Here is a 3,564-nt window from a genome sequence, read left to right on the forward strand (position 1 = left end):
GGGGGCGCACCGTTTCGACGGTGCGCCGCCCTTCTCGTCGATGAGGGGGGCACACATCGTGAGCAGAACAGGGGCGGGTCGCCGCCGGATGACGGCGGCGGCCGTCGCCGTCGCCGCGGCACTGATGCCGGTGACACAGGTGGGGGGACCGCTGGGGGCCGGGACGGCCGTGGCGGCGGAGGCGCCGGCCGAGCTGGTGATCCCGGCGGAGTTTTCGGCGGACCCCGACGCGGGCCGGCTGCCCGCCGTGGGGGACACGGGGTTCCTGCAGGGCGCGTACACGTCCGCGTACAACTGGGTGTCCTTCGCCGACGGGACGCGGTCGCAGCCCTTCGGGAGGTTCGCCTGGGGCCGGCCCTGGGCCACCGGCAGCGACGTGATGGCCGACTACACCATGTACAACGTGACCTTCCGCGACCCGAAGGGCGGCACGCCGCAGGCCGTCCCGATCCCGGCGAACCACAACTTCCTCACCGTCATGGGCCTCGGCGTCGTCACCCAGGAGAAGGCAGCGCCGTACGGGACGCACCTGCGGTACCTCGACGCGCAGGGTGCCGTGGCGGACAAGCCGCTGGTGGGCCTGCCCGCCGGCGCCAGGCCGTCCTGGAACATCGGCCCCTGGGCCAACGAGCACGGCTTCTTCCTCGGCTACGAGGTCGACGGGGTCCGGCACCTCGGCTGGGTCGACCCGTCCTTCACCCTGCGCACCATCCCGGACCAGGCGCTCACCGGCTCCCAGTCCACTGTGCTCGCGGACCGGTTCGTGCTTCATGTGGCGGGCGCCAAGCTGCAGATCTGGGACGTCACGGGGGACTGGTCCGCGCCCGCCAAGCAGATCACCTGGGCTGGGACGGGGGTCACTCCGGTCGCGGTCATCGGCGACTACGTGCTGGCCCGGATGGCGGCCGGGGACGGCACGGACACCCTGATCGCGAAGTCCCTCACCGACCCCGACGCCCCCGAGGAGACCGTGCTCGACCGGCTCTTCGGTGACATGCCCGTGAGCCCCGACGGGAGCCGGGTCGTCGTCGCCCGCCAGGGCGCGGGCACGGAGCGCACGCTCCACTCGGTGCGGATTCCCGAGGCCGGCGGCGCACCGGCCGCGAGCCGGATCGGGGACGTTCCGCCCGTCCGAACCCAGGTCAGGGAGACTGCCGTCGCCCAGGGCGAGCTCTACTCGACCGAGCTGGTGGCAGGGAACCACCCGCGGATCCGCTCGGTCACGCTCTCCGTCGACGGCGGTCTGACGGCCGGGCCGCGCGTGGACCGCGGAGCGGACGACAACGTCGCCGCCGGGTCCTGCTCGGTCTGGGGCGACTGCCCGGCCCCCGTTCCCACGGGTGACGGCCGTGTCGTCTTCCACGGGGCGGGCGCGGGCAGCGCCGGGCTCTACGTGCTCGACCCCGGCAGGAACCTGCCGGCGGCCGCCGTCCCCGGTGTCGGCGACGTCACCGGCGACATCCAGGCGTCGGGCCGTTACGTGGCCTATGGGACCACGGACGAGGTGCGCGTCCTCGACCTCGACAGCAACCAGATCGTGCTGCGCCGTCCGCAGGGCGGTCACGGCGCGGCGCTCGCGGGCGGAACGCTCTGGGAGGGCGCCGACGGTGGCGTGCTCAAGGCCGTCGACGTGCGGTCCGGAGCCGTCACCCGCTCGGTCAGGGCCTCCGACTGCGAGCTCGCGAACTGGTCGGTCGTCGGCGATGACGTTCTTTCGCTCTGTGGCGACACGTACAGCGTGCGAAACGTGACCACGGGTCAGAAGACCGCGGTTCCCGGCCGCTTCGCCCGGCTCGGCGACGGCTACGTCATCAGCGAGAAGGACGCCGACACGCTCCTCACGCCGCTGCGGGGAACGGCCGGATCGCGGGTGATCGACCACCCGGGTACGAGCGCTCCCACGTGGAGCATCGACCGATTCGGCGGCAAGCTCGTCTACACCGACGACCAGGACGCGATCCACGTCGTCCCGAGCGGCGTCCCCGCCTCCGACCTGTCCGTCCTCGACGCGGACACCCCGGAGACCCTGGACGTGGCGACCACCGCCTCCTGGACCGGCCGCTGGTGGCTCGACAAGCCCGCCGCGTCCTGGAAGCTCAGCCTCAAGGACCGCACCGGCGCCGTCGTGCGCACGCTCACCGGTGGCGAGGCGCGCGGCCTGGTGAAGGCCGTGTGGGACGGCAACGGCGAGAGCGGGGCAGCGCTCGCGGACGGGCGGTACACCTGGGAGCTGGCCGCAGCGCCCGCCGACGGCGTGGGCGCGGAACTGCGGCGCACCGGTGAGGTGTTCCTGACGCGCGGCGGCCTCGGCACGTACGAGCCGGTGGCGCCCGCCCGGGTCCTGAACACGATCGCCGGGGTCGGCGCGCCGAAGGCCAAGGTGGGCCCCGGCCAGACCGTGACCGTGCAGATCACGGGCCGTGGCGGCGTTCCGGCGACCGGCGTGACCGCGGTGACGATGAACCTCACCGCGACGAACCCGACGGCGACGACGTACGTGTCGGCCTACCCGTACGGGACCGAGCGCCCGGCCACGTCGAACCTGAACGTGACGGCCGGGAAGAGCGTGCCGAACCTGGTGACCGTGCCGGTCAAGGACGGAAGGGTGACGCTCTACAACCACTCCGGTTCGGTGGACCTCCTCGCCGACGTGGCCGGCTACTACACGCTGAGCGGGGCGGGCGACCGGTTCGCGCCGGTGGCCCCGGCGCGGGTCCTGAACACCCTGGGCGGGGTCGGCGCGCCGAAGGCCCCGGTGGCCGGCGGCAAGACGGTGACCCTGCAGATCGCGGGTCGTGGCGGGGTGCCGGCGACGGGCGTGACCGCCGTGACGATGAACGTGACGGCGACCCGGCCGACGGCGACGACGTACGTGTCGGCGTACCCGTACGGGACGACCCGGCCGGCCACGTCGAACCTGAACCTGGTCGCGGGTCAGACGGCCGCCAATCTGGTGACCGTGCCGGTCAAGGACGGCAAGGTGGTTCTTTACAACAACTCCGGCTCGGTGGACCTGCTCGCCGACGTGGCGGGGTACTTCACCGACGCGGCGGAGAAGGGCGACCGGTTCAAGGCGCTGCCCCCGGCCCGGCTGCTGAACACCCTGGGCGGGGTCGGTGCGCCGAAGGCCCCGGTGGGCCCGGGCAGGACCGTGGACCTCCAGGTCACGGGTCAGGGCGGGGTGCCGGCCGGCGTGTCGGCGGTCGTCATGAACGTGACGGCGACCCGGCCGACGGCGACGACGTACGTGTCGGTCTACCCGTTCGGGACGGCCCGCCCGGCGACCTCGAACCTGAACGTGGTCGCGGGCCAGACGGTCGCGAACCTGGTCGTCGTCCCCGTGCAGGACGGCAAGGTCACGCTGTACAACCACTCCGGTTCGGTGGACCTGCTGGCGGACGTGGCGGGTTACTACACCAGGTAACCCCGGGTTCCCGAGGAGGGGCGGCACACCGTTTCGGCGGTCCAGTCCTCGACATCGTCTCCAGCCGGCTGCCGCTGATCATCGCGGTGGTCGTCGGGCTGGCGTTCCTGGTGATCCTGACCGTCTTCAGAGGCCTGCTG

Annotated in this window: 1 protein-coding gene; it reads left to right on the forward strand. The window is 72.8% G+C overall.

Annotated elements, in window-relative coordinates; genetic code table 11:
• The first annotated feature begins 58 nt into the window (after positions 1-58).
• On the forward strand, positions 59-3,424 hold the full coding sequence (locus ACWEV0_RS35780) for a FlgD immunoglobulin-like domain containing protein (RefSeq protein ID WP_453153982.1): 3,366 nt from the start codon (positions 59-61) through the stop codon (positions 3,422-3,424).
• Positions 3,425-3,564 lie beyond the last annotated feature (140 nt).

The organism is Streptomyces sp. NPDC003943, from assembly GCF_053605265.1.